The following is a 24,668-nucleotide window of genomic DNA, read 5'->3' on the forward strand; positions in this document are numbered from 1 at the left end:
TTCGTGTATGGGGATCTTTCTCGCGCGAGAAAACTTCGTATACACGAAAACATCGTGCCAGGTGAGCGCCTGACAGGAATAAGTAGCTGCTGAACGCTCTTTTTGTTTTCGTATATGTCGCATTTTCTCACGCGAGAAAGTCCCTTATATACGAAAATAACATTGCCAGCATCAGATTCAGGCTCTATTTTCGTACATGCCGCATTTTCTCCGCGAAAGATCCCCCCCAGGGAGCCGACGATGAAAGAACTTCAGTTCCAACAGATTCTCCAAGACACCTGGTCGAACTCCCGCGATATGTACGCGCCACTACGCGTGGAAGACTTTACCTTCGAGCCAACGATAGCTGGCGAGTCCACCGCCGACGTGGTCTTCACCCTTCAATGGCGAGGAAGAACGCTCTCGTTCATGGGAGAGTTGAAGTCATCCGCGACCCCCCGCTCCATGATGCAGGCCATGGAGCGAACTCAGTATCCAGGGGGGGGCGAATCCCCGGAAACCCTACCGGCCCTGCTCCTGCCCTACCTCTCGCCGGGAATCGTCGAGCAGCTTGAGCGCGCGGACGTGAGCGCATTTGACCTCAATGGCAACTTCTTCATCCAGAGCCCGGACTTTGTCGCGATACGCGTCGATCGGCCCAACGCCTATCCCACGTCTCGCGATATCAAGAAGATTTACACCTACAACAGCTCCATCGTCGGTCGTTTTCTGCTGCGCAAAAATCGCACCTTCGAGCAGGTGAACGAAATCTACGAGAGCATCCAGGAACTTGGCGGCGGCATCAGCCTCTCCACCCTCTCCAAGGTGCTCAAAGGCCTCGCGGACGACATCCTCATCGAGAAAGAATTCGGAGCCATCCGGGTTCTCCAGGCCCAGGAGCTGATGCAGAACCTCATAGACGGATATCGCCCCCCCCGAGTCCGTGAGGAATGGAAGCTCAAGCTGCCCGATGACATCTCCGCTCAGCGCAAAATTTTCAATATGGCGCTCGGCGAGGAGGGGTGGATGTGGAGCGGCGAAAGCTCCGCCCCCGCCTACGTTGCGACCACCTCACCCGCGCTAGGAAAGGTCTTTACCCCCAAGCATCTCTCAACGAACAACCCTTTGCAGGAGTTTGAGAGCCAACGCTTCTACAACGTCATCCTCCAGCAGACCGACGACGCCTACGTCTACTTCGATCGAAGGGACAAACTGGCCTCCCCCATCGAGTCCTGCCTGGCACTCTCTCAACTCGACAAACGAGAGCGCCAGATCGCCGGCCAGATCAAATACTCTATCCTGGAGCGCTTTGATGACCGTTTTTGACGCACTCTTTCAGCAGCTCATCGTCTTGAAACGACACCTTGATCAGGCGGCCGTTCCCTTCATTCTCGGGGGCGGCATGGGCTTGTGATTAAGAGACACCTTTATGACCGGCCCGCGCTCTCCCCGTTACGAAAGGGTCCTTCCCTCGCGCTCCACCGAGGATCTCGACCTCTTGCTGTCGGCCGAGGTCATCATCGACCCGACTCAAATGAAGGATCTACGCGACATTCTAAAAAGCCTCGGTTTCACCGCAGTCGTGAACTACATGCAGTTCGAACACGAGCTGACCGTGGGAGGTCATCGCCAGACCGTTAAGGTGGATCTTCTCGCTTCGCCCCCGCATGAGGACCGCCTCAATGACGTTAAAATCACCGCCTTTCGAATACGGCCGAAACAAACAAAGAAGATTCACGCGTATTTGACTCGAGAAGCCGCGGGTATCCACATCTCTCCAATAACCCTCGATGTCAGCTCGGGGCTCCAGAGCACCGCTCCTGCTGAAGTCCAGATCCCTTCAAGTCTCAACTATCTGGTTTTGAAACTTCACGCCTTCAAAGACCGGCACGACATCTCCGATACAAATCCAGACGGCGGTCGCCATCACGCCCTGGATATCTTTCGCATCGTTACAGACATGCGCCAGTCGGACTGGAAGTCAGCGCAACACCACACGAGCACAGAAAAGGAGATGGAGTACCTACAAGTCGCCGCCTATCTGCAACGGCGCTTTTTTAGCAATGTGTCTGCGCTCGGTGCCGTTCGGATTCGTGAAAACCAGAGCTATCAGAACGAACGCGCTACCTTTGACACCTACTTGCCCCTGGTCCTTAACGACCTCGACGAGCTCTTTAGCGATGTCGAGAATCCTGCTGAGGACGTGTTCGCGAGATGGGGTTTGCGGCAATGAAAGCCTGAGCGTGTGTCTCTGCGTGCAACGAGCTTTTTAGTGACCCACGGTCACCTCTCAAACTGACCCACGGTCACCTCTCAGCCTCTATCTTCGCGCACTTCACACGACCCACGGTCACCTCCCAAACTGACCCACGGTCACCTCCCAAACCGACCCACGGTCACCTCTCAAACTGACCCACGGTCACCTCCAAAGCAGACCCACGGTCACCTCTCAGCCTCTATCTTCGCGCACTTCAGACGACCCACGGTCACCTCCCAAACTGACCCACGGTCACCTCCCCCACCCCATTTTGAAACCGACCGCAGGTCTCCTCAATCCTATCCCGCACAACCCGAGCGACATCATGATTCTCATAATGCTACTCTCGCTCGTCTCGACCTACCGCCCCTTTTCTCCCGGCCTGAACGTTTTGAAACAGGAGCCCCGATGCTGAAAAAAATCGCCAAAAAAGCCAACGACGCCGTCACCCGAGTCAAATTCGGCAAGCCCCCCGAGGGCCCCGGACCGGCCTCGCTGGAGGAGGCCGAGCTTGTCGGGCTGCACGGCGCCCCCCTGCCGACGGAAGCCTACCGGGGCAAGGTCGTGCTCTTCGTAAACGTCGCCAGCCGCTGCGGGCTCACCCCGCAGTACGAGACGCTGGTGAAGATTCGCGAGCGCTTTCACGACCGGGGATTTGAGATCGTGGGAGCCCCCTGCAACCAGTTTCTGGGCCAGGAGCCCGGCACAGCCGAAGAGATCGAGAGCTTCTGCGCGGTGACCTACGGCGTGGACTTTCCGCTCCTCAACAAGCAGGAGGTCAACGGCGGCGGGCGCAGCCCCCTCTACCAGTTCCTCATCAACAGCGAGGCCGGCGGCGGCGAGAACATCAGCTGGAACTTTGAGAAATTTCTGGTGGATCGGGAGGGGGAGGTGCGCTTTCGCTTCGCGCCCTCGGTCCAGCCGGACGCGCCGGAGGTGATCGCGGCGATTGAGTCCCTTCTCTGAGCCCGACGCCACCGCGCATCCTATCGCATAAAAGAGCGGCGCCCCGGACCGAGGCGCCGCTCTTTTGCGATCGTAGGTTTACGTCTCCGCGCGCCGACGAGCTCACGGCGCTGCCAGGACTACCGCGGCGCCTCCAACACACGCGCCACACTCACCCGCAAACGCCATAATCGTCCCAGCCCTCGACCTCGTTGCAGAACCCACCGTCGGCACATGAGGTAAAGCGGTCGCAGAGGATCCGGCACTGATTGCTCACACAGGTCAGGCCAGCCCCGCAGTCATCAGCGCTGAAACAAAAATCACCTTCGGCTCTGGAGCCCGCCCTCTCGCAGATGGCGACCTCCGTGTGTTCCGGTAGGTTGAGCACCAGGCAATCCAGACCATCCAAACAGCCGGTTTGATCGACGGGATCACAGCCCTGGGTGCAGTACTTTGGTTCACTGCCATACGACGTTAAATTCACGCACCGACTACCGAATCCCGGGCAATCCCAGTCCTCATTGCAGTACGAGCGGCAAATCGAATCGGAGTACAGGACCTCACACGAGCTACCGGCGGCGCATTCGCCTGACTCACAGATAAACCCATCGGGAGTGGGACTTGCCACAAGGGGCACACAACCGTAGCCATAAACACTCCCTTGCCACCCGCAGCGCTCATCGGAGGCCGGGCAGCCCAACTGCCGCACGGGGTCACAACCGCTTTCGCATTGGCCACCGTCGCAGTAGCCCCCGGGGCATCCCCCACAATTGAGGGTATTGCCACAGCCATCCTGGATGCTGCCGCACGAGATCCCCTGCTCCTGGCACGTCGTAGGCGTGCACCCGCACACCTCGGGCTCGCCACCGCCACCGCAGGTTTCAAAGGCCGGGCATTCCTCGCACTCCAGCGTGTTTCCGCAGCCGTCATCGACGCTGCCGCAGACCACCCCGGCGCTCTCACAGGTGACCGATGGGGCGCACACGCATTGGTTGGCTTGTACGCTGCCCGCCTCAGCGCAGGCCTCGCCGGGGTCACATCCCCCGCAGTCGAGTTCGCCGCCGCATCCATCGTCGATCGTCCCACACTGCGCGCCGACACCCTCGCAGGTTAACGCAACGCAGGCCTGGCAGAGATTCGCCTCCGGGGTACCCGCCTCACCACACGTTTCAAAGCCGGGGCAGCCTCCACAGTCGAGCTCGCCACCGCAGCCATCGTCGATCGTTCCGCACTCCGCGCCCAGCTCTTCGCAGGTATTCGGCGCACATTCACAACGATTCTCGGCGTTGCAGCTCTCCCCTTCCGAGCACTCGCCGCACGACAGGGTTTCGCCGCAGGTCTCGATCGTGCCGCATTGCGCACCTTCGGCGGCGCAGGTGGTTGGCTGGCAGGGCTCGTTGGCCACCTCGGGAGCCAGGCATAGTCCCGTGTTATTAAGCACGCCGTCTTTGCAGATTGCCGGTGAGGGACAGTCCGAAGTGTCATCACAGAGAAGAAGGCATGTCCCGGCACTCTCCCTGGAGGAGAATTCGACGCATATCCCCTCCTGCGAGGCGATGGAACACGTTGGCCGCGCTGGATCGCATAAGGGCTGGCACTGCCCAATGTCAGGATGATTATAAAGCATACACATACTCCCGATGGTGCAGTTGTTCTCCGATCTACATGTTCCAAAATCATCTTGCGGTGGAACAGACGAGCAAATACCCAGCTCCTCTCCATTGGGCAGAACTTCGGATTCCCCCCTCCAATGCGCCACGTTGCAGAACATGTCCTCTCCGCAGCTACTCTCACAGGTATCTTTCAGGCAAATCCGACGGCAGCGTCGTTCGTGGGGATACTCAACACCAGCCGAGCATATTTGCCCCAGGGCGCAGTCTTCGTTGACCGTGCACGGCCCCTCCTCGTCCGGGGCTTCGGCGATCATGTCGCAAAATTGCGGTACGCACTCTTCATGCATGAGGTTCGTGGGATGATCGCAATCGACCTCCACCACATCAGGTCCTGAATCGTCCACATCCGGCTGACCCGTGTCGAGATCCGAATCCGGCCCCGTATCTTCGTCTTCAATGACGATGATCGGCGCCTCCGGCTCGGGCGCGTCTTTTCCGCAGGACAGCGAAGCCAACGCGAGAACGCCCACCAGCACACCATACATCCACAAAACCACCGACTGTCGGGCCTGACGTATCATGTCTTCCTCCCCAAAAAATAAAATTATGCGCGCAACAAACGCGAAAAGAATCCCTCAAACCACACGATGAAATACCCATTTCTAGCTATCCGGAGCATCCTATGTCAAGTCAGCTCGATGTGGCGTGGCGTCGACGCCTCGCGTTGCACATCTGCAGCTTACCTTCGCGGATGAAAGCTCCCCAAATACGCGCATCGACGCAAACCGGCCCCCCCCGCATAAACACTGCACTTGGACCGTCTCTCGTACGTCTGCAGATCGCGTTTTGAGCCCCGCCATCCGCGATGCTAGCCTCGGCAACTTACACGCCATCCCCCAGACCCACTCCCATTCGCAAAACACATGAATTTTGACGAACCCGCCATTCGCCAGCACATCGCGCAGCATCTGAATGTGGCCGCGGACACCATCGCGTTCATTCGCGGCTTCGAGAACATCGTGTTCCGCCAGAGTTTCGTCGCCGGTGCGCCCCGGGAGCCTGCCGCCCGTATCCTGCGCCTGACCGAGCCCTCTCACCGCTCTCGTGGGCAGCTTCAGGCCGAGGCGGCCTGGGTGCTTGACCTGGCTGAGCGTGGTGTCCCCGTCGCACGACCCTTGCCCTGGCACGAGGACGACCTCATCGAAGAGCTCGTCGTTGATGGCACCCGCTACTGGGCGATGGCCTTTGAGCTGGCGCCGGGCAAAGCCGTCGACTCCCGCGATGCAGAGGTCTGGAACGCTGCGCTTTTTGAGACCTGGGGAGAAACGTTGGCGCTTCTGCACCTGAGCGCGCGTGACTATCAGGTGCCGGCCGGCCAGCCCCGGCGCCCGCGGTGGGATGAGGATGATTTGATGGGACCGGAGCGCTACCTCGCCCCGGCCGATGAGGCGGTGATCGAGGCCTGCCACGCGATCTTTCATGCGCTTAGCGCGCTCCCGGCCGACGACGCTGATTTCGGTCTGGTGCACAACGATTTCCATATCGGCAACTTCTTCGTCGACCGGGGCCGCATCACCCTCTTTGACTTCGACGACGCCTGCTACCACTGGTTTGCCAACGACATCGCCACCGCCCTCTACTCGCCATGCTGGTGGTCCCAGGAAGGGGACGTCGCCGAGCAGCGCGACTTTGCCCGATCGTTCACCGGCCGCCTGCTGCGAGGCTACCGCCGACACCGCGAGCTGCCCGGGGCGTGGCTGGAAGCGCTTCCCTTGTTGCTGCGCTACCGGGACGCACTCACCTACACCGTGATCCATAAGCGGATGGACGTCAGCGCCCTCGATGCGCGTCTTGAGCGCGAGCTGGCGGCCTGCCGAGCGCGGCTGCTCGGTGGGCCCGCGCGGGTGGAGATCGACTTCCAATCGTTCTAGGGCGAGTGTGATGTTTCTCAGTCTCTGGGTCCCTTCTACTGGCCTGGGAGAATTTGCGCTCACCCGCATGAGTTCTGAACTTGGGCTGTCTCTCGGTCGGCAATTGGGATGGAGATCGCGCAATTTATGCAGACTAAACACGCCCCGCACAAACATTGCGCCTCCTGAATGCTTCTCACACCTCCTGCCTCCCCCAACGCCCCCACCCCAACCCGCCACATCCACGCTTCGACCCTCCCTCGGCACACCCATTGCAGACCACACGCTCGGCACCCGCCCTCCCCGCACACCGAGCTTCCATGGACTCAGCCTCCCCCCAAAACCCGCCGGTTCTGCCTCCCGACCAGCTCCGAGCTGCGCGGCGACTCTTCATCGCCAGCGCCTGGGCCTTTGTGCTGGCCGCGGCCCTGGGAGCCCTCTTCCGCTTCGGCATCGTCCGCGCGGATTTCGGGCCCTTGCAGGCCGGCGATCTGCGCCACGCCCACTCCCACCTGATGCTGATGGGCTGGGCCACGCCCGCGCTGATCGCGCTCATCACCGCCCGCGCCCCCGCGCTGGGCTTGCAGCTCCCCCTACGCGCGACCCTGGCCACCGGGTGGGGGGCCTGGGCCCTGGCGCTGCTGAGCACGCCGGCCTTTGCGCTTTATGGCTACCGGGCGGCGGCCATCGGTGAGGCGAAGATCCCCATTGCCGCGGCCCTGAGCGGGCTGGCGATGGGGGTGTGGTACGTCTTCGCAGCCCTTGTCTGGCGCGCGCTGTGGCGGGCCCGCGCAGCCGGCACCGGCCACCCGGCGCTCCGAATATTCTCGGTGGCGACGCTGGCCCTGGTCGTCTCCTCGGCCGGGGCCTGGGCCCTGGCCGCGCAGATGATCACCGGCCGCGGCACGGTGCTCTCTCAGCAGCTGGCCGTGCATTTTTTCGTCGACCTCTTCGGCATCGGCTGGCTTTTGGGCGGCGCGCTGGCGCTGCTGCGGGCGGAGCTCCCGGCGACACCACGCCCCTTTGAGCGGGGCGCGCTCGGACTGCTGGCCGCCGGCGCTCCGCTCCTCTTTTTGGCCGGTATGCCGCCGGCCGCGCTCCCCCCTCTGGTCCGCGTCATCGGGCACCTGGCCGCCGCCCTGAGCGCCGCGGGCCTCATCGCCCTGGCCGCGCCGATGGGGCGCCCCCTGCCCCCGGTGCTTCGCTCACCCCTGGCCCTCCTGCTCCTGAGCGCCACGATGCTGGCCGCGCTCGCCAGCCCCCCGGTCGCGGCCTGGGGACAGGTCAATGGCCTGCGTCTGCTCTTTTTACACGTGGCCTTTGCCGGGGCGCTGACCCTGACCCTGATCACCCTCGCCACACGCCGGGGCCTGGCCCCGGCCGCTTCCCCGCGGCTCTGGGGCCAGGCGATGGCCGCGCTCCTGCTGACCCTGGTACCATTGACCGGAGCGTGGCCCTCCTTTATCCCCGGCGGCTGGGAGACGCGGGCCGCCCTGGCCGGCGCCCTCATCGCCCTGGCCCTGAGCGCCGGGGCCACCTTCCACGCGACCTTCCTGGCCAGATCCCCTCGCCCATCCCGAGGCCCCGCATGAGCACCGAACTCCCCGCCCCCGTGCCGCCCACCGACGACGCGACCTGCTCCCCGCGCGACATCGCGCTCAAAAGCTTCTTTCTGGGCCCCCAGGCCGAAAACGCCGAGTGGCTGCGCCAGGTCATCAATCAGGTCTTCGAGAGCTACGTGCGCTGGCGCCGGGAGGTCTACCCCGATGACGGGCGCGCCATCTCCCAGGCCGACCGCCGCTCGGCCGACTTTCAGGAGCGCCGACGACGCTTTGGGCGCGAGCTCCTGAACCTGCTGGGCCGCTTTGAGTCGGAGGTCCCCAAGTACAGCCCCCGCTACATCGGGCATATGTTCTCCGAAACCTCCATGCCGGCGATGGTCGGCCACGTGCTCACCCTGCTGCATAACCCCAACAACATCTCCGGCGAATCCTCGCGGGTGGGCGTGCGCCTGGAGAGCGAGGCGATTGGGGCGCTGGCCGCCATGTTCGCCATGGCCCCCGAGCAGGCCCGGGGGCACTTCACCAGCGGGGGCACCGTGGCCAACTTCGAGGCGATGACCCGGGCCCGCAGCCGCCTCTACCGCTTTCTCTCCCGGGGGGCCCGCGCCCGGGCCTGCGGCACCCTCCCCACCCTGGGTCTGGTGGAGGCCGCCCACCTGGGCTGGAGCGTCTACGACGAGCTTGGCGAGACCTGCCCCGAGCCCGACGACGACCCGGGACTTCGGGAGCTGATGGAAGGGGATCTGCTGGCCGCCAACCCCTTTATGCTGGCCGGCCAGCTGGAGCGCTGCTTTGAGGAGCCCTACCGGGGTCCGGTGATCCTGGTCGGCGAACACAAGCACTACTCCTGGGTCAAGGGAGTGGAGCTGCTGGGGCTGGGCCGCGAGGCGCTCTGGGCGGTGCGCCTCAATGAGGAGGGCACGCTCTCGCTGCCCCACCTCGAAGCGCGCCTGAATCAGGCCCGCGCCGCCGGCCGCCCGGTGCTGATGGTGGTCTCGGTGGCCGGCACCACCGAGCTCGGCGCCTTTGACCGGGTCGACCAGGTCCAGGACCTTCTGGACCGCCGCGCCCGGGAGCTCGGCGAACACATCTGGCACCATGTCGACGCGGCCTACGGGGGCTTCTTCGCCGCCAACGTCTGCGCCGACCAGCCCGACTGCGTGCTCAACCCCGGGGTCTGCCAGGCGCTGCAGGCCATTCACCGGGCCAACTCCGTCACACTCGACCCGCATAAGCTGGGCTATGTGCCCTACGCCAGCGGGGCCTTCATCGCCCGGGAGCAGCGGGAGTACGCCGCCCACCAGGTCGACGCCCCCTATTTGGCATTTGACGAGATCGCAGACCCCGGCCCCCAGACCATCGAGGGCTCCCGCTCGGCCGCCGGCGCCGTCGCCACCTGGCTGACCGCCCGCACCATCGGGCTCGACGCCCAGGGCTACGGCCGCATCCTGCGCCGCACCCTCCAGGCCCGTGCTCGCCTGGAGGAGCGCCTGAGCGCCACCGCCCACCCGGTGCGCCTGCTCCCGGCGACCTCCAACCTGTTGGCCTTCTGCGTGGCGCACCCTGGCGAGTCTCTGAGCCGGGTCAACGCCCGCAGCGAAGCGATCTTTGAGCGCTTTGGCCCCGGTGGCCCCGGAGACTTCTTCGTCTCCAAAACCACCCTGACCCTCGACGCCTACGGCGCCCTGCTCAACCGACACCTGGAGCGCTGGGAGCTGGAGCGCGACGTGGATCGCCTCACGGTCATCCGCCTCAGCGTGATGAACCCCTTTATCGACGCCCGCGAGATGACTCTGGAGCTCTCCCAGGGCTTTGCCGACGCGCTGGCAACCTTTTTAGACGCGCACCCCCGCTGAACGCGCCCGGCGAGTTCAGCGCAGCTGCACCAGCCCCAGTCCCTCCAGGGCCATCGCCACGGTGAGCACGCTCAAGGTGGCGATGAGCACCCGGCGCAGCGCCCCGGAGGAGACCTTCGCCCCCAGGCGCGCGCCCAGGTTGGAGCCGAACATCACCCCGGCCATCGCCGGCACGGTCACGGCCACATCGACCACCCCGGCCATCGCCAGAATCAGCGCGCTGACCGAGGCGGTGGTGCCCACCATAAAGGTCGAGGTTGCAGCGGCCGCGCGCAGCGGTACGCGCATCATCGCGCTCATCATCGGCACCTGCACCGCTCCGCCGCCGATGCCCAGCATCCCGGAGGAGAGCCCGGCCAGCCAGCTCAACGCGATGCCGCGCTTCACGCGCTGGGGCACATACCCGCGCGGCGCGGCGCTGCCGGGCTCATCAAACTCGGTGGCCATCCCGAAGGGGTCTTTGCCGCTGCCCGGGGCCACCAGCTCGGCTTCTCCCGGAGCCCCGACCAGCGCGGCGATCACCAGCGCCAGCGTCCCGGCAAACACCAGCTTCAGGGTCTGCACCGGCGAGTACACCACCAGGATGCCGCCCAAGATCGCGGCCATCGCCGTGGAGATCTGCAGCAGCAGCGCCAGCTTGATATGCACCAGCCCCCGGCGCAGATACTCCGCGCTGCCGTTGAGCGAGTTGAGCACCACGCAGATCGCACTGGCCGCAATCGCCGCCTTTAAGTCCACCCCGAGCACCAGCGAGAGCACCGGCACAATAAAAACTCCGCCGCCAAGCCCCACCATCGAGCCCAGACCCCCGGCCAGAAAGCCCGTCACAAAAATCGCCAGAATCAGCGCCACCGCACTCATCAGGCCCCCTTCAGCGCCAGCTTCAACGGAATCGAGAGTGCGACCACCAGGAGCACCAAGAGCGCCAGCATCCCCTGCATCCAGCGGCGGCTGGAGAGCCCGCGCCAACCCAGGATCACCAGCCCCAGCCAGGGGCCGCTCACCAGCAGCCACACCCCCAGCGTGGTCAGAGCCGAGACCTCCAGGCGGCCCAGCGCCCCGATCAGCTCGGTGGGGGCCCACAGGCTCCCGCGAATCACTCCGGTGAGCATAAACTCCAGCGCCACCCCCAGCAGCGCCATCGCCATGCCCGCCATGCTCAACCACCGGTAGAGCACGCCGACGACCAGTGCGTCGTCGCGGCTCGCTTTGCTCATAGCCATAAGGATCCTTGCCTGCGTTTCAGGGGCGCCCCCCTTACCAGGGCTCAACCTAGGAGGCGGACACCGGGGCGTCAACGCGCTCCAGGCTCCTCACCTTCCCGCCGGTGTCTACGATCAGCTCGACCTGCGCCGTGCAGACTTCGACCGTGTCGGGGGAGAGATGCCAGAGACGCCTTGGTACAAAGATGCCATCATCTACGAGGTCCACGTCCGCTCGTTTTACGACAGCGACGGCGACGGTATCGGCGATCTGCCGGGCCTGACCCAGCGCCTGGACTACCTCGAAGAGCTCGGCGTCACCGCCCTGTGGCTGCTGCCCTTTTACCCCTCTCCGCTCAAAGACGACGGCTACGACATCGCCGGCTACACCGAGGTGCACCCGGACTACGGGACTCTGCGCGACTTCCAGACCTTTTTGCGCGAAGCCCACCGCCGCGGGCTCAAAGTCATCACCGAGCTGGTGCTCAACCACACCTCCGACCAGCACCCCTGGTTTCAACGCGCCCGCCGGGCCCCGCGCGGCTCGGTGGAGCGCGACTTCTACGTGTGGAGCGACACCCCGGATCGCTACCGCGAGGCCCGCATCATCTTCAGCGACGTCAAACACTCCAACTGGACCTACGATCCGGTCGCCGGGCAGTACTTCTGGCATCGCTTCTATGACCATCAGCCCGACTTAAACTTCGACAATCCGCAGGTGCGCAAAGCGGTCTTCGAGATCGTCGATTTCTGGATGAAGATGGGCATCGACGGGCTGCGCCTGGACGCCATCACCTACCTCTACGAGCGCGAGGGCACCACCTGCGAGGGGCTGCCCGAGACCCACGCCTTTTTGCGCGACCTGCGCGCGCATGTCGACGAGCGCTACGAGGATCGCATGCTCCTGGCCGAGGCCAACCTGTGGCCCGAAGACGCCGTGGCCTTCTTCGGGCAGGGGGATGAATGCCACATGGCCTTTCACTTTCCGCTGATGCCCCGGCTCTTTATGGCCGTGGAGATGGAGGACCGCCAGCCCATCGTCGACATCCTCGACCAGACCCCCCGGCTGCCCCCGGGCTGTCAGTGGGCGCTCTTTTTGCGCAACCACGATGAGCTCACCCTGGAGATGGTCACCGATGAGGAGCGCGACTTTATGTACCGGGCCTTTGCTCCGGAGCTGCGCATGCGCGTCAACCTGGGGATTCGCCGCCGACTGGCCCCCCTGCTGCGCGGCGATTCCCGCAAAATCCGCCTGCTCTACGCGCTCCTGCTCTCCCTGCCCGGCACGCCCATCGTCTATTACGGCGACGAGATCGGCATGGGCGACAACTACCATCTCGGCGATCGCAACGGCGTGCGCACCCCCATGCAATGGTCCGCCGATCGCAACGGCGGGTTCTCACGCGCCAACCCCCAGAGCCTCTTTTTGCCGGTGATCACCGACCCGAGCTACCACTACCTCTCCACCAACGTGGAGGTGCAGGAGAACCAGCCGGCCTCACTCTTGCGCTGGATCAAACGCCTGATCGCGCTCCGCCAGCGCTCCCCCGCGCTGCGCAGCGGGGAGCTCACCATAATCCCCTGCACCAACCACCGGGTGCTGGCGATGCGCCGCACCACCGACGATGACGATGCCCTGATCGTCATCAACCTCTCGCACGCCGCCCAGCATGTGCATCTGGATCTGAGCGCCGCTGGCGAGCGCTGGCCCGTGGAGCTGTGGGGGCGCACGCAATTTCCCCCCATCCAGCAGGAGCGCATCCGTCGCTACGCCCTCTCGCTGGGGCCCTACGACTTTTACTGGTTTCGACTCAGCGAGCGGCCCCTGGATGAGAGCACCCTCAATGAGCCCACCACCGATCGCGGCCCGCTGGAGGTCCGCGAAGACTGGTCCTCGGTGTTTGAGGGGCGGATGCGCGGCCCCTTCTTGCGCCGTCTGACCACCTACCTCCAGCGCCAGCCCTGGTTCAATCCCCGGGCCCGGCGTCTGGAGAGCGTCGACATCCATGAGCGCATCCGGCTGCGTTGGGAAGAAGGCCTCACGCTGATCTGCCTGCTGGAGGCCAACTTTCTCGACGGCGAAAATGAGCTCTACATGCTGCCCATCGCCTTTGGCACCGACCAGCGCGCCGAGCGTATCCGGCAGCAGTCCCCCCATGCCCTCATCACTCAGCTGCGCCTGGAGCGCACCCGGGAGCTCGGGGAGCTCTACGATGCCACGGTCAACACCGCCTTTGTGAGCGCGCTGCTGGGATACGTGCGCAAGAACTGGGTCATCAACGGCCAGGAGGGCTCGTTTAAAGGGCACTGGGTGGAGCGTTTTCAGGATCTCTCCCCGGAGCGCCTCAGCGCGCTGCCGGTCAAGATCCTGGAGGTCAATCACACCCATACCTCGACCGTCTTTGGCGAAGATCTGGTCGTCAAACTCTTTCGCCGCCTGGAATCGGGGCGCTCGGTCGATGTGGAGGTCGGGCAATTTCTGCTGGAGCGTGACTTCCAGGGCGTGGCGCCCTTTGCCGGCCACCTGGACTACCACCGCGGACGCTGGGAGCCGACGACGCTGGTCACCGTGCACCGCTTCATCCCCCACCGCGCCGACGGACTGACCTGGTTTTTGGATCACGCCTGCGATCATCTCCGTCGCCAGGATCCCGCCCGGGAAGTGGAACCGCACGCCTGGCTCGACGGCGTGCAGGCCCAGACGCTCATTGAACTCAACCCCGATGAGGTGGAGCTCAACGAGAGCGATCGCACGTTTCTGGAGCAGGCCAGCCTGCTCGGCAAGCGCGCCGCCGAGCTGCACGGCGTCCTGGCCAGCGGACTCCCGGAGACCCCCTTTGAACCCGCGCTCTTTTCGACCTCCTATGAGCGCACCCGTTACCACTCCATGCGCACTCTGGCGCTGCGCACCATGCGCCTGCTGCGGCGCCACCTCAGCGAGGGAGATCCCCATCAGGCCATGGCCCGCCTGGTGCTCGACCAGGAGCCCGAAATCCTGGCGCGCTTCAAAACCCTGATCGGCCGCGGCCTGGGCGGCCTGCGGATCCGCATCCACGGAGATTTTCACCTCGAAGAGGTGCTACGCACCGACGACGACTTCATCGTCATCGACCTCGAAGGTCACCCCTGGCTTCCCATCGGGGAGCGGCGCATCAAGCGCACGCCCCTGCGCGACGTGGCCACCATGCTGCGCTCCTTCCACCACACCTGCCTGCTGGCCTGGCAGCGCGCCTGCCGCTCTGAGTGCGAGGGCAATGACGACGATGAATCCCGCTCGCTGCATCTCTTTAAGGCCGCGCAACGCTGGTATGCCCTCTGCGCCCACGCCTTTCTGGCCGGGTACCTGCCTCCCGCCAACGAGGCGGGATTCTTACCCAACACCCCCGAAGGAGTCGCGGAGCTTCTCGACGTGATGCGCCTGCAAAAAGCACTGCGCCAACTGGAGCACGACCTGGAGCGCGGCGAAGCGATCGAGCTCTCCTTGATCGCGGTCACCACGCAGCTGGTCGCCCCCTGAAACACATATCGCGCCGCCCCCGGGTTTATCCCGGGACCGGGACGGCCCCCCCCTCAGCGTGCCTTAAAGATCGTGACCGCGCTGCCGGCCCCTTCCGTCGCGTCGTAGACGTGCACGTGGATCATCAGCTCGCCACGCGAGAAGGTCGCGATCTCTCCCTGGATATCACCATCCTGGATCAGCCCATCGTCGATCATCTTCTCGATCATCACCGCGGTGGGCTGAAGCTCCCATCCCCGCGTGACCAGAGCCTTCTGGTAGAAATCGATCGTCGCCTTGCGGCTCGCCGGCGTATCGAAGGAGAGCATCAGATAGTCTTTCTCGTCTCCGGTGCCCGCCAGGCGAGAGGAGCGCACACATCCCGGACAGGCCGGAATATCGTCCTGGAGCTCCCCCAGAAACTGCACGCCCGGCGCGTCGGGCCGAAACTTCGTCAGATCCACATGATCCTGGCTGTACACAGCAACCACCTGGGTGCGCGGGTTCTCCGGGGTGCGGAAAGCCTCTACAAAACGCGTGGCCCGGACGGCCTCCTGCACCGCTTCCTCATTGCCGGCGACCTCCATCGCCACGCCGATCACGTCCTCCAGCGTCTCGATCTCGGCGTGCAGTTCGGCCCCGTTGAGCGCGATGTAGCCATCGGTTTCCTCGACCGGCACCAGCCCGCCGCCAAAGAAGTCGGTGGTGGCCTCCAGAAACTCCGCTTTGACCTCGGGGGCTCCCTCCTCATCGAAGATGCTCATCGGATCGACCGGATAGGTATACACCCTCTTATTGAGGCCGACTTTCACCATCTCGGCCTGCAAGCGCAGGCTCACTTCCAGCGGCGTCTCCTCGGTTTCATCGAAGGCAAAATACACCAGGTTCCCGTTCCAATCATACGCCCGGGCGTTATCCAGCCCGGCCGACTGGAGCGCATCCACAAAGCGCTCCTGCCCGCTGCGGTGCGTCAGACTGAGCCAGGCAATATCGGCCTCGGCCTCATGGACCCCCTCGGGCGATCCCACCACGACCACCGCACCGATGGTGGCGACCAGCAGCCCGCATCCCGCGATCTTGAGCCAGGTTTTTAGCCAGGAGTTTTTCATCGCATCACCTTCGCCGGGGCCGGCTCCCGCAGACGCGGAGGCTCCCCGGACCAGACCGGATCAGAAGTTGGGCACATTGTAGCGCTCGTTTGGCAACGTGGAGCGCCAGAAATCAAGCAGACGACTGTAGGGCTTGCGAATCTCGGCCGAGGTACGCGCCACCAAGAACGCGCGCTGCTCCGGGTTCAGTGGCCCCTCCGGCGTTGGCGAGACCAGCGAGGTGTAGCTGGTCCCCAACTCCAGGGTGTGACCGGTGGTAAACTCCACCGTCGCCCGATGGCCGGCGCTGACCTGCCCGTAGCGAATCCCGGCGCCAAAGCCCGCCGAAGCTCCCGAAATCGCCACTGCCGTGCCAGCCACCGCGCCGATGATATCCCCCAGCGACGAGGGCCGTCCCCCCATGCTGGTAGTCAGCGCATCGAAGTGCAGCGTGTCGTTGACCATCATCGTGGCCACATGCGCATTGCCCACGATCTCCGCAGGGTTGCTCGTGATCTTACGAGCCATCCTGCCGTAATCGCCATGGTTGGGGATGCGCTTGCCCGTGAGCCCGGCCATCATCGGCTGAGCATAGAGGCGAGATTGCCCCCAGTGACCGGTGGCTCCCAGGTAGGCTGACTCCAGGGTGCGCAGCCAGTTGCCATGCGACCCGAGCCCGGCCCACTCCGAGCGCGCGCTCATGCGGATATCCTCGTCTTCGGCCTGGTAGACCTGCTGCCACATCTCGGTGGCCGCGTCGCGCGTCACATGAGGTTGGGCGCGGGCGGTGCGCCCCAGGTTCATGATGCCGATAAAGAGTGTGATGAAGATCGGAATCGTCATCACAAATTCGGTCATCGAGGTGCCGCGCTCATCTACGAGCAGTTTTCGAATCGCGATCATCATTTGGCCAGCCCCTCGATACGAGCGCTGTTAAGCCCCTGAACGGCCAGCTCAATGGCAATCACCTCGTCAAGCATCTGACTGAAGGCATCGGTGCCGCCCAGGGAATGCGGATGGTCAATGAGCTCGGTGCCCGCCAGGGCATCAAACGCGTGGGTCACCGCGGTGACGTAGGCCAGCGTGCCAGCCGAGTCGTTAAACGCATTGGCCAGGTCAAAGCCTCGCAGCGCGTTCCACTCGCCGGGCAGCGCGACCGGGCGCATGCGCGCCGTCCAGCGCGGCTCCCAGAGGTTGGGGCGTTCGTTCTTCTGAAAGGCAAACTCCGAACGTGCCAGCTTCCAGATCCCACCGGCGCGCGGACTACGCGCGCGGTAGTCCGGCCCCATCACGCTGTAATTCTTGCGGCGCTTCGCATCGTCCATCATTGAGGCGTTGGGGCGGAAGCCAAACATCAGCGTCGAGGTCCGCAACTGCCACTGCGCCGGACTGCTCACCGACTCCAGAATAAAGGGCTTCCCTACCGTATCGGCCCCGGCGCTTCTCCAGACCCGCAACGCCGCGCTGTTTCCGCCGCGGCGCCCACGCCCCATGCAGTTCTCCCACCAGGTCCGCGCGAGAATCGCGTCGGCGGGCCGTACGATATGCTTGGAATCAACCATCGTGCTGAAGAGCGTGGCCACGGTCATCGCCATGATGCGCGAGGCCTTCATCGTGCCCGAGCCCCGGTTGCGCCCCTCGGCAATCGCGATCCCCGACTTCAGCGCAATATCGGCCGCATGCCAGGTGCGATCTTCGCCGGTGCGCACCCGCTCGCAGGTGTCACTCCAGTTGCCCCGGCGCACCGGGAGGTTGGAGGCGTGGCGCTGCCGCGTATCAAAGGGCGGCGGCGGATACCCCACCGTCACCGGCGCCCGGTTGTAAATCCCCCGGGCCACCCCTTCGGTCCACGCCCAGAAAGGCGTGATCGCGATCATGTAGCGCTGATAATTATCAAAGGCCTTGAGCTCGCGGGCATAAAAACGACTGGTCAGCGAACGCGAGCGCCAGGTGTAAATATCGCTGGGCAGGGGCAGCGAGATCAGGCTGTTGATCGGCGGCGGAAGCCACCAGTAGTCGGGCGCGCCCCACTCGGTACGCGTGGGCCAGCGTTTCACGCAGCCGACAACCGGCAGTCGAATCATACACTTGCGGCTTTTACTGTAGATCCGCCCCCGATCCCGACGCTCATAGCTGACCAAACTGGCAGCCCCGGCCGCGGCCTGGGCCACCTGACTGCAGATCGAGGCCAGCGGGGGCACCACCACCGAGGCCGCACACACCGCCACGGCCAGATAGGTGGCCATCATGTCGATGTTGGAGAGCCACTGGTTGATGTTGATGTAGGTGTTGACCATGCCCACGGTCATGCGCTTACCCACGTTGGTGTACGCGACCATGTTCATGCTGCGGGCCTGGATGCTGGCCTGACTAAAGGCCGCGGCATCGGTGCTATGCTGCACATGCACGTTGTTGGAGGCCGTCTCCCCGGCATCAAAAATCACCAGCGCGCTGAGCAAAATCATCAGACAGGCTGCCAGCGCCAAAAGCACCATCGCACCGCCTTCATCGCGATGCATTGCCTCAAATCGTTGCTTCATCATCGTCCGCCTCCCTTCACGGCGTATGGCGGTTCACGCCATGGGGTTGCCTGGGAAAGACATACTCATGCTCCCATGTACGGTAGTAGCCACGCCGGCCGCCCATCCCCACAAAGAGCTTCGGTTCACCAAAGAGCCCCCCGACCAGCGGCATCGCCAGGTAGTGGTGAAACTTAAAGCGCACCCCGGTGGAGTTGCCGTCGTGGATCACCCCGATGCCATCGCTTGAGGCAAGCCCCTCGCCCATCTCCGTCATCATATACGAGAAGAGAAACTTGCGGACCGCGCGCCGATCGAAGCCGTCGGAGTCAAACGCACGCGCCGCGCTGAGCTCGGTGGTCGGGTCGTTGCCGCCCACCGGGAAGAGCAGACTGGCCAGCCCGCCGGCCGAGACGTCCAGGGCAAAGCGCACATACATCGCCCGCGCCATCGCTTCGGCCTGCGGGCTGATCTCACGACCGACCATTTGAATGTCGCCGGCCACCACCGGCGCCATCACCAGGGCCACCGCGATGCGCGCTCGCTCATTGACCTCGGCCTGATCGACCCCGCTGCGCCCGGCGTCGGCCTCGGGCTGCCACACCCAGGCGGCGCGCGCGCCCTGATAGCCGGCCACCTGCATCAACGCCGCGGTCAGGTTGACGATCGAGAGCTGCAACAGCCCGAAGGTCAGCAACAAAAACACCGGAAAGACCACCAGCGTCTCCACAAAGACCGCGCCCTGGGTCGGCTTAAATCGCCGCGGATTCGACACGTCCCGGGCCAGCCCCCGCTTCACCAGCGCACCCGCCCCGTAGACCAGCCCCCACACCAGCGCCGCGATCCCCAGATGCAGCACCCCACTGAAGGCCACCGACGTGCCCACCTGCGTAGATTCGGCCGCACTGGCCCACATCAGCCGCAGATGCTCGCCAGGCAGCTGCCAGAACAGGAGCCCGGCAGCCACCGCCACCAATCCCCCCACATGCAGCCCCACCTGCGCGAGCATCTCCCCCACACGCTGGGGCTCTCGCCGATAAATTTTGGGACCACCCCCTGGCGGTCCGGCCTGAGCTTGAGCTTCGTCTCTCACGATGAGCCCTCCCTGCCTTCGCCCCGCCGAGCCGCGCGGAACCCATTCATTTTTTCGCAATGCGATCTTTGTGTTTTTAACGAGTGAACTTGTACGGAAGTGTATAGGCTCGCACGCACATGAGCAACCGCTCAGGTCATCAAAAATCCCCCTCAGGGCTGGGGCGCGATCGGTCCAAGACCCGGCCCTATCACCGAAATCTGGGCCGACGTGGCAAAGCCCTCCCCGGGCCGCGGTGCCTCCTGAGCCTGCTCCAGAAAACGCTCCGCCCACCAATACACATCGCTCTGCGCGATCACCTGACGCATCTGACGCATCCGCGTGCGCCGGCGCGCCTCATCCATCTGCACCGCCCGCGCAATGGCCCGCGCGGTGGCCTCCCGATCGTAGGGGTTCACCAGCACCGCCCCCTCTCCCAGCTGCGCGGCCGCCCCGGCAAACTCGCTGAGCACCAACGCCCCGTTCTCATCCACCTGACAGGCGCAATACTCCTTGGCCACCAGGTTCATCCCGTCGCGCAGCGGTGTGACCAGCGCTACCACCGCCAGCCGGTACAACGCGGCCAGCTCCACCGGATCGACCCGATTGTAGAGGTAGCGAATCGGCTGCCAGCCCGAGGTGCTAAAACGCCCGTTAATCCGCCCCACCACCCGGTCGAACTCCCGCTTAAGCGCCTTGTACTCCACCACGTTCTCGCGGCTGGGCACCACCAGCTGAAAGAACACCACCTGCTCTTGCAACTCCGGATGGCGCTCCAGCATCAGCTCATAGGCCCGCAACCGGTGAATCAACCCCTTGGTGTAATCCAGGCGGTCGATCCCCAGGAGCATGCGATAGGGCCCGATCTCATCCTGAAGATCCCGCACCCGCCGCTCCACCTCCTCGCCACTGGCGCGCTCGGAAAACGCCTCAAAGTCCATCCCGATCGGAAAGGCCCCCGCCTCCACCTGCCGACCATCCTCGGCCACCAGCAGCGCCTGGCCGCCCTCATGGCGCAGCACCCCACACATCCCGAAGGCTTCGGCGCAGCGCACAAAATTGCGCACATCCCGGGCCGTCTGAAACCCCACCAGGTCGTGGGCCATCAACCCCCGCAACAGCTCCCTTCGCCAGGGCAGCTTGGCGTAGTTCTCCAGCCCCGGAAACGAGATGTGTAAAAAGAAGGCCAGACGCCCCTGATGACCCCCGTCCCGCATCCGCGCGGCCACCTCAAAGAGATGGTAGTCATGCACCCACACCAGCCCCTGAGTCCCCACGCAACGCATCGTCGCGTCGGCAAAGTGCTGGTTCACCTCCTGATAGCGCTCAAAATCGCGGGCCACAAAGCTGCACCGGTCGGCAAACCCGTGAAAAAGCGGCCAGATCACCGAGTTGGCAAAGCCCTCATAGTAGCCCTGATACTGATCCCGACTCATCACCACCGGCTCCAGCGCGTACCCGGCGCGCTCCCCGGCCGCCGCCAGGGCCTGCTCCCAGCCGCCGCCCTCCTCCTTCACCGCCCCGGGCCACCCCACCCAGCAGCCCCCCTGACGCTCCAGAATCGGCCGCATCGCCGCCACCAACCCCCCCGCCCCGGGCTCCACCTTCCACCCCGGACCCTCCTGGCACATCACCACCGGCAGGCGATTGGACACCACCGTCAACGGCCCTAACGCTGTCATGCTCGCTCCTGGTCTCTTCCCGTTTCCTGCGATGATTTCAGCCCCCTAAACCCTAGGCACCGCCGACTCGCGACAAGAAATCCCCGCGCCCCCGCTCCCGCCTCTCCCCACCCTCCCTTTAACTTTCCCTCGCCTATACCCCGTGTTAGCCTGCCCCTCTGGTCGTTCGGGACCAGTTCACGAAGTAACGCTGCATGAGATGCAAGGAGAACGATGATGTTGAAACGACTGCTGCTGAGCGCCCTGCTTGTCTCGGGTCTCTCCCTGACCACCATGGCCTGCTCCGGCGATAGTGATGATGACAACACCCCCGTGGTCGACGCGGGCAACGACACCGGTAACGTCGAAGAAGACACCGGCGATGTCGACGAAGACACCGGCGACGTCGAAGAAGACACCGGCGATGTCGACGAAGACGCCGGTGACGTCGAAGAAGATGCCGGCGACGACACCCATACCGGTGAGCTCGAGAATCCCGACATCACCGCCGAGAGCTGTGAGGAAATCGAAGCCACCACCTGCTTCTCCAACGGCGAATGTGCCGAAAGCGAAGTCTGCTTCGATGTGAGCCGGGGCAGTGGCGTGGCCTGCTGCGTGCCCGGCACCCGCGGCACCCTGGAGCCCGGGGATGACTGCTCCCCCACCAACGGCCAGCTCGAATGCGCCTCCGGTCTCTGCCTGCAGTTCGACACCGCCGAAGGCGAAGTCAGCGTCTGCTCGGCCGACTGCACCGAAGACGCCGAGTGCCCCGAAGTGCTGCCTTACTGCAGCCCCTTCCTCGGCGTTTGCTCCCCGCCTCCGGCGGAGTAAGCCTCAAACCTTAAGCCCCGGTAGGGGCTTAAGGTCCCGGTCCTATGACCAGGCTCAAAACGCCCGCTGCGCTCGCGCAGCGGGCGTTTTTTATGCGCCGTGCCCACCCCGCCCCGCACTGCCGGCGCTGGCCCCCGGCCGCCTTTCATTGTAGCGTTCCCTCCATACTCAAGCGCCTCGCCACGCCACACCTCACGCCCGAAACTCGTGACGTCCTACTTCCCGAGAGACCGCGGGCAGGACCATCGCGCCGGCGCTGCACTCCCGTTGCGAGGCCCCTCGCCACGCCACACTGAATACGCGGGGCACCATCAGCGCCCCGGCGCACTGCCCATGGAATGCTGGATGAAAAACCTCATCACCTTCGCCATGCTCACCATCGCCCTCACCAGCACCACGCTCGCCTGCAAATCCGACGCGAGCACCACCACAAAGTCGGCCGAAACCACGGCTGAACAAAGCGCGCTCGCCGGAGAAACCGCGCCCCCCGAAAAAGCCGCGCCCCCCGAAGAAGCCGCGCCCCCCGAAGTAGCCGTGACCGACGAAACTCTGGGGGCACTCAACGATCCCGCCATGGCCACCATGGACTGCGCCGAGCTCAACGCGCCCGCCTGCGCCTCCAACAACGATTGCGACTCCGACCGCGTCTGCTTCACCTCCGACGACGCCCCCGACGCCGCGCGTTGCTGCGTGCCCGGCACCCGCGGCTCCCGCCAGGTCGGCGAGCTCTGCGACGAGGGCGTGGGCTCCCTGCAATGCGCCAGCGGCATCTGCCTGTGGCAATCCACCATTGAGGGCCATCGCCGCGTCTGCTCTCTGCCCTGCACCGCAGACGCCGACTGCCCCGAGGTCCTGCCCACCTGCATCCTGGGCGTGTGTAACTCCCCCACCGGCGACTGAAGCGTCCGAACATCGGCGCGCCTTCGTCACCAGCTCATGGCGCACATCGGACGCTCCCGACGTTCACCGCAACGACTGACCCGGAACGCATGGAGGCCCCCGTGGCACCAATCATCATCGCCATCACACTCTTCGCTCATCTTATCTTGCCGCCCGCGCTGATCGCCTGGGTCGCGTTTAGCGGCTCCAACTCGCGTCTCTACTGGCTTCTTGTGGCGCTCTTTACGGCGGCCTTTCTCGCCACGATGCACGTCGCCGGAGCCGGCTGGAGCTGGTTCGGCCTGTTCTGGCGCTGGCTCTTTCTGGCGCTCTTTATCCTCGCCATCGGACGTTTTCTGCGTCAGCGCTGGAGCGCGCTGCCCTGGCTCCCCCCCAAAAAGGTCAAGCCCTGGCTGGGGACCCTGCTCGTCGGGCTACTCGCCGCCTACCTGCTGACCTCGATTCCCTACCTGGTCTCGGCCGGCTCCCACGACGGTCGCACCACCGAGCTGACCTGGCCTCTTCCCGACGGCGACTTCTTTATCATGCACGGCGGCGGCAACGAGGCCGTCAACCACCACTACAACGTCCCGGCCCAGCGCTACGGCCTCGACATCGTGCAGCTCAATGATTACGGCGTTCGCGCCCGGGGCCTCCTGCCCCCAACACTCGACGCCTACGCCATCTACCGCACCCCCGTGCTGGCTCCCTGCGACGGCGAGGTGCTCGCTGCACGCAATGACCTCCCCGACCAGAAACCGATGGAGATGGACCCCGACAATCTCCTGGGCAACCACCTCACCATCCACTGCCACGACCTCACCATCGTGCTGGCCCACCTGCTGGAGGGCACCCTGCGCGTCGACGTCGGCGACCACGTCCGCGCCGGCCAACCCATCGCCGAGGTAGGCAACACCGGCAACACCTCCGAGCCCCACCTCCACATCCACGCCGTCGAGGGCCGCGTCACCGACCACGATGAGCTGGCGTTTAAGGGCAAGGGCCGGTCAATGACCTTCAGCGGCCGCTTTTTGCAGCGAAACGATCGTGTGGACGTCCGCTGACGCGTTTGCAGGGCTTTTTTATGCCTCGGGGGCCTTAAAGGGTTCGAACAACCCTCGACGCGGAACCCGACCCTCAGCAAGGGGGGGCACGGCCCCTTTGAGTTGGGGGTCGACCCCGCCCCGGGGGGGGAGTTCGGGCGGGTGGATTGTCGGTACCCTCGGACTCGTAGCTCGTACTCGTAGCTCGTAGCTCGTACTCGTAGCTCGTAGCTCGTACTCGTACTCGAGCTCGGACTCGGACTCGGACTCGGACTCGGACTCGGACTCGTAGCTCGGGCTCGTAGCTCGGGCTCGAACTCGGACTCGTAGCTCGTACTCGGACTCGGACTCGTAGCTCGTAGCTCGTACTCGCAGCTCGTGCTCGCAGCTCGTACTCGTACTCGAACTCGTAGCTCGGGCTCGGTGAGTGTCAACATAGTTGCCGCCTCATCGAACTACGCACAGCCCTCCATCTCGAGCCTGGAGCGCGTGAGTTTTGAGGGGTTCAGATACACCTCAGCCGGGGACTCCCAACAGCGGACTGCACCGGTCCAACGCTGGGGATGGCGGCGTTTCGCGGCCTCGTAGACACGACGGCGCGCGGCGAGTTGGGCTGTGTCGTGGCCGTGATGCCGCGCGCTCGGGGTGACAAAGCCGATGGCGCTGTGGAGGTGCTCGTCGTTGTACCAGTCGCTGAATCCGTCGACCCAGGCCTGCGCTTCTTCGCGTGTTTTAAAAGGCTTCTGGGGGTACTC

At 64.5% G+C, this 24,668-nt stretch carries 18 protein-coding genes and 1 pseudogene; 10 read left to right on the plus strand and 9 right to left on the minus strand.

Annotation, left to right across the window (positions count from 1 at the left end; all coding sequences use genetic code 11):
• Nucleotides 1–240 precede the first annotated feature (240 nt).
• The 3 genes from DL240_RS16440 (at nt 241) to DL240_RS16450 (ending at nt 3,202) form a co-directional block, all read left to right on the plus strand.
• Nucleotides 241–1,305: a hypothetical protein gene (locus DL240_RS16440; protein ID WP_111730987.1), complete on the plus strand. Its 1,065-nt coding sequence runs from the start codon at nt 241–243 to the stop codon at nt 1,303–1,305.
• A gap of 103 nt (nt 1,306–1,408) precedes the next feature.
• Entirely contained in the window at nt 1,409–2,212 is an 804-nt protein-coding gene (locus DL240_RS16445; RefSeq protein WP_111730988.1) for a hypothetical protein, read from the plus strand.
• Nucleotides 2,213–2,644: 432 nt separating this feature from the next.
• Nucleotides 2,645–3,202, plus strand: coding sequence for a glutathione peroxidase (locus DL240_RS16450; RefSeq protein ID WP_111730989.1), 558 nt, complete (start codon nt 2,645–2,647; stop codon nt 3,200–3,202).
• 151 nt (nt 3,203–3,353) lie between these two features.
• Here DL240_RS16450 and DL240_RS19755 read toward each other — a convergent pair whose 3' ends face one another.
• Entirely contained in the window at nt 3,354–4,622 is a 1,269-nt protein-coding gene (locus tag DL240_RS19755; protein ID WP_146618363.1) for a hypothetical protein, read from the minus strand.
• A 1,095-nt stretch (nt 4,623–5,717) separates the two neighbouring features.
• Here DL240_RS19755 and DL240_RS16460 point away from each other — a divergent pair.
• The 3 genes from DL240_RS16460 (at nt 5,718) to DL240_RS16470 (ending at nt 10,122) form a co-directional block, all read left to right on the plus strand.
• Nucleotides 5,718–6,725: a phosphotransferase enzyme family protein gene (locus tag DL240_RS16460; RefSeq protein ID WP_111730991.1), complete on the plus strand. Its 1,008-nt coding sequence runs from the start codon at nt 5,718–5,720 to the stop codon at nt 6,723–6,725.
• Between the two features lie 299 nt (nt 6,726–7,024).
• Nucleotides 7,025–8,296, plus strand: a complete 1,272-nt coding sequence (locus DL240_RS16465; protein ID WP_111730992.1) for a hypothetical protein — start codon at nt 7,025–7,027, stop codon at nt 8,294–8,296.
• A complete protein-coding gene (locus DL240_RS16470; protein WP_111730993.1) occupies nt 8,293–10,122 on the plus strand; it encodes a pyridoxal phosphate-dependent decarboxylase family protein in 1,830 nt (609 codons plus the stop codon). The genes DL240_RS16465 and DL240_RS16470 overlap by 4 nt, the downstream gene beginning before the upstream one ends.
• A 15-nt stretch (nt 10,123–10,137) precedes the next feature.
• Here DL240_RS16470 and DL240_RS16475 read toward each other — a convergent pair whose 3' ends face one another.
• The gene (locus DL240_RS16475) at nt 10,138–10,983 is read right to left on the minus strand and encodes a sulfite exporter TauE/SafE family protein (protein ID WP_111730994.1); all 846 of its coding nucleotides are present in this window, start codon (nt 10,981–10,983) and stop codon (nt 10,138–10,140) included.
• Nucleotides 10,983–11,339 carry a DUF1634 domain-containing protein gene (locus tag DL240_RS16480; protein WP_111730995.1) on the minus strand — a complete coding sequence of 119 codons (357 nt, stop codon included), beginning with the start codon at nt 11,337–11,339 and terminating at the stop codon, nt 10,983–10,985. Before DL240_RS16480 ends, DL240_RS16475 begins: the two co-directional genes overlap by 1 nt.
• A gap of 166 nt (nt 11,340–11,505) precedes the next feature.
• Between DL240_RS16480 and treS the strand changes: the two genes are divergently transcribed.
• Nucleotides 11,506–14,841, plus strand: coding sequence for a maltose alpha-D-glucosyltransferase (gene treS, locus DL240_RS16485; RefSeq protein WP_111730996.1), 3,336 nt, complete (start codon nt 11,506–11,508; stop codon nt 14,839–14,841).
• A gap of 53 nt (nt 14,842–14,894) precedes the next feature.
• Here the strand turns inward: treS and DL240_RS16490 are convergent, their stop codons facing one another.
• The 5 genes from DL240_RS16490 to DL240_RS16510 form a co-directional block, all read right to left on the minus strand.
• A complete protein-coding gene (locus tag DL240_RS16490; protein ID WP_111730997.1) occupies nt 14,895–15,929 on the minus strand; it encodes a hypothetical protein in 1,035 nt (344 codons plus the stop codon).
• A gap of 60 nt (nt 15,930–15,989) precedes the next feature.
• On the minus strand, nt 15,990–16,814 hold the full coding sequence (locus tag DL240_RS16495; RefSeq protein ID WP_111730998.1) for a TadE/TadG family type IV pilus assembly protein: 825 nt from the start codon (nt 16,812–16,814) through the stop codon (nt 15,990–15,992).
• Entirely contained in the window at nt 16,811–18,451 is a 1,641-nt protein-coding gene (locus DL240_RS16500) for a hypothetical protein (RefSeq protein ID WP_111730999.1), read from the minus strand. The genes DL240_RS16495 and DL240_RS16500 overlap by 4 nt, the downstream gene beginning before the upstream one ends.
• 13 nt (nt 18,452–18,464) lie before the next feature.
• Nucleotides 18,465–19,520, minus strand: a complete 1,056-nt coding sequence (locus DL240_RS16505) for a TadE/TadG family type IV pilus assembly protein (protein ID WP_146618364.1) — start codon at nt 19,518–19,520, stop codon at nt 18,465–18,467.
• A 152-nt stretch (nt 19,521–19,672) separates the two neighbouring features.
• Entirely contained in the window at nt 19,673–21,181 is a 1,509-nt protein-coding gene (locus DL240_RS16510; protein ID WP_111731001.1) for an alpha,alpha-trehalose-phosphate synthase (UDP-forming), read from the minus strand.
• 216 nt (nt 21,182–21,397) lie between these two features.
• Between DL240_RS16510 and DL240_RS16515 the strand changes: the two genes are divergently transcribed.
• The 3 genes from DL240_RS16515 to DL240_RS16525 all read left to right on the plus strand — a co-directional run bounded on the left by DL240_RS16515 (nt 21,398) and on the right by DL240_RS16525 (nt 23,934).
• Nucleotides 21,398–21,991 (plus strand): hypothetical protein, encoded by a 594-nt coding sequence (locus DL240_RS16515; RefSeq protein WP_111731002.1) that lies wholly within the window; start codon nt 21,398–21,400, stop codon nt 21,989–21,991.
• A 345-nt stretch (nt 21,992–22,336) separates the two neighbouring features.
• Nucleotides 22,337–22,891 (plus strand): hypothetical protein, encoded by a 555-nt coding sequence (locus DL240_RS16520; protein WP_111731003.1) that lies wholly within the window; start codon nt 22,337–22,339, stop codon nt 22,889–22,891.
• A gap of 101 nt (nt 22,892–22,992) precedes the next feature.
• A complete protein-coding gene (locus DL240_RS16525; protein WP_158542655.1) occupies nt 22,993–23,934 on the plus strand; it encodes a M23 family metallopeptidase in 942 nt (313 codons plus the stop codon).
• A gap of 434 nt (nt 23,935–24,368) precedes the next feature.
• Here DL240_RS16525 and DL240_RS16530 read toward each other — a convergent pair.
• Nucleotides 24,369–24,668, minus strand: a pseudogene (locus DL240_RS16530) (integrase core domain-containing protein); the annotation flags it as partial.

It is taken from the genome of Lujinxingia litoralis (assembly GCF_003260125.1).
Classification (GTDB): Bacteria; Myxococcota_A; Bradymonadia; order Bradymonadales; family Bradymonadaceae; genus Lujinxingia; species Lujinxingia litoralis.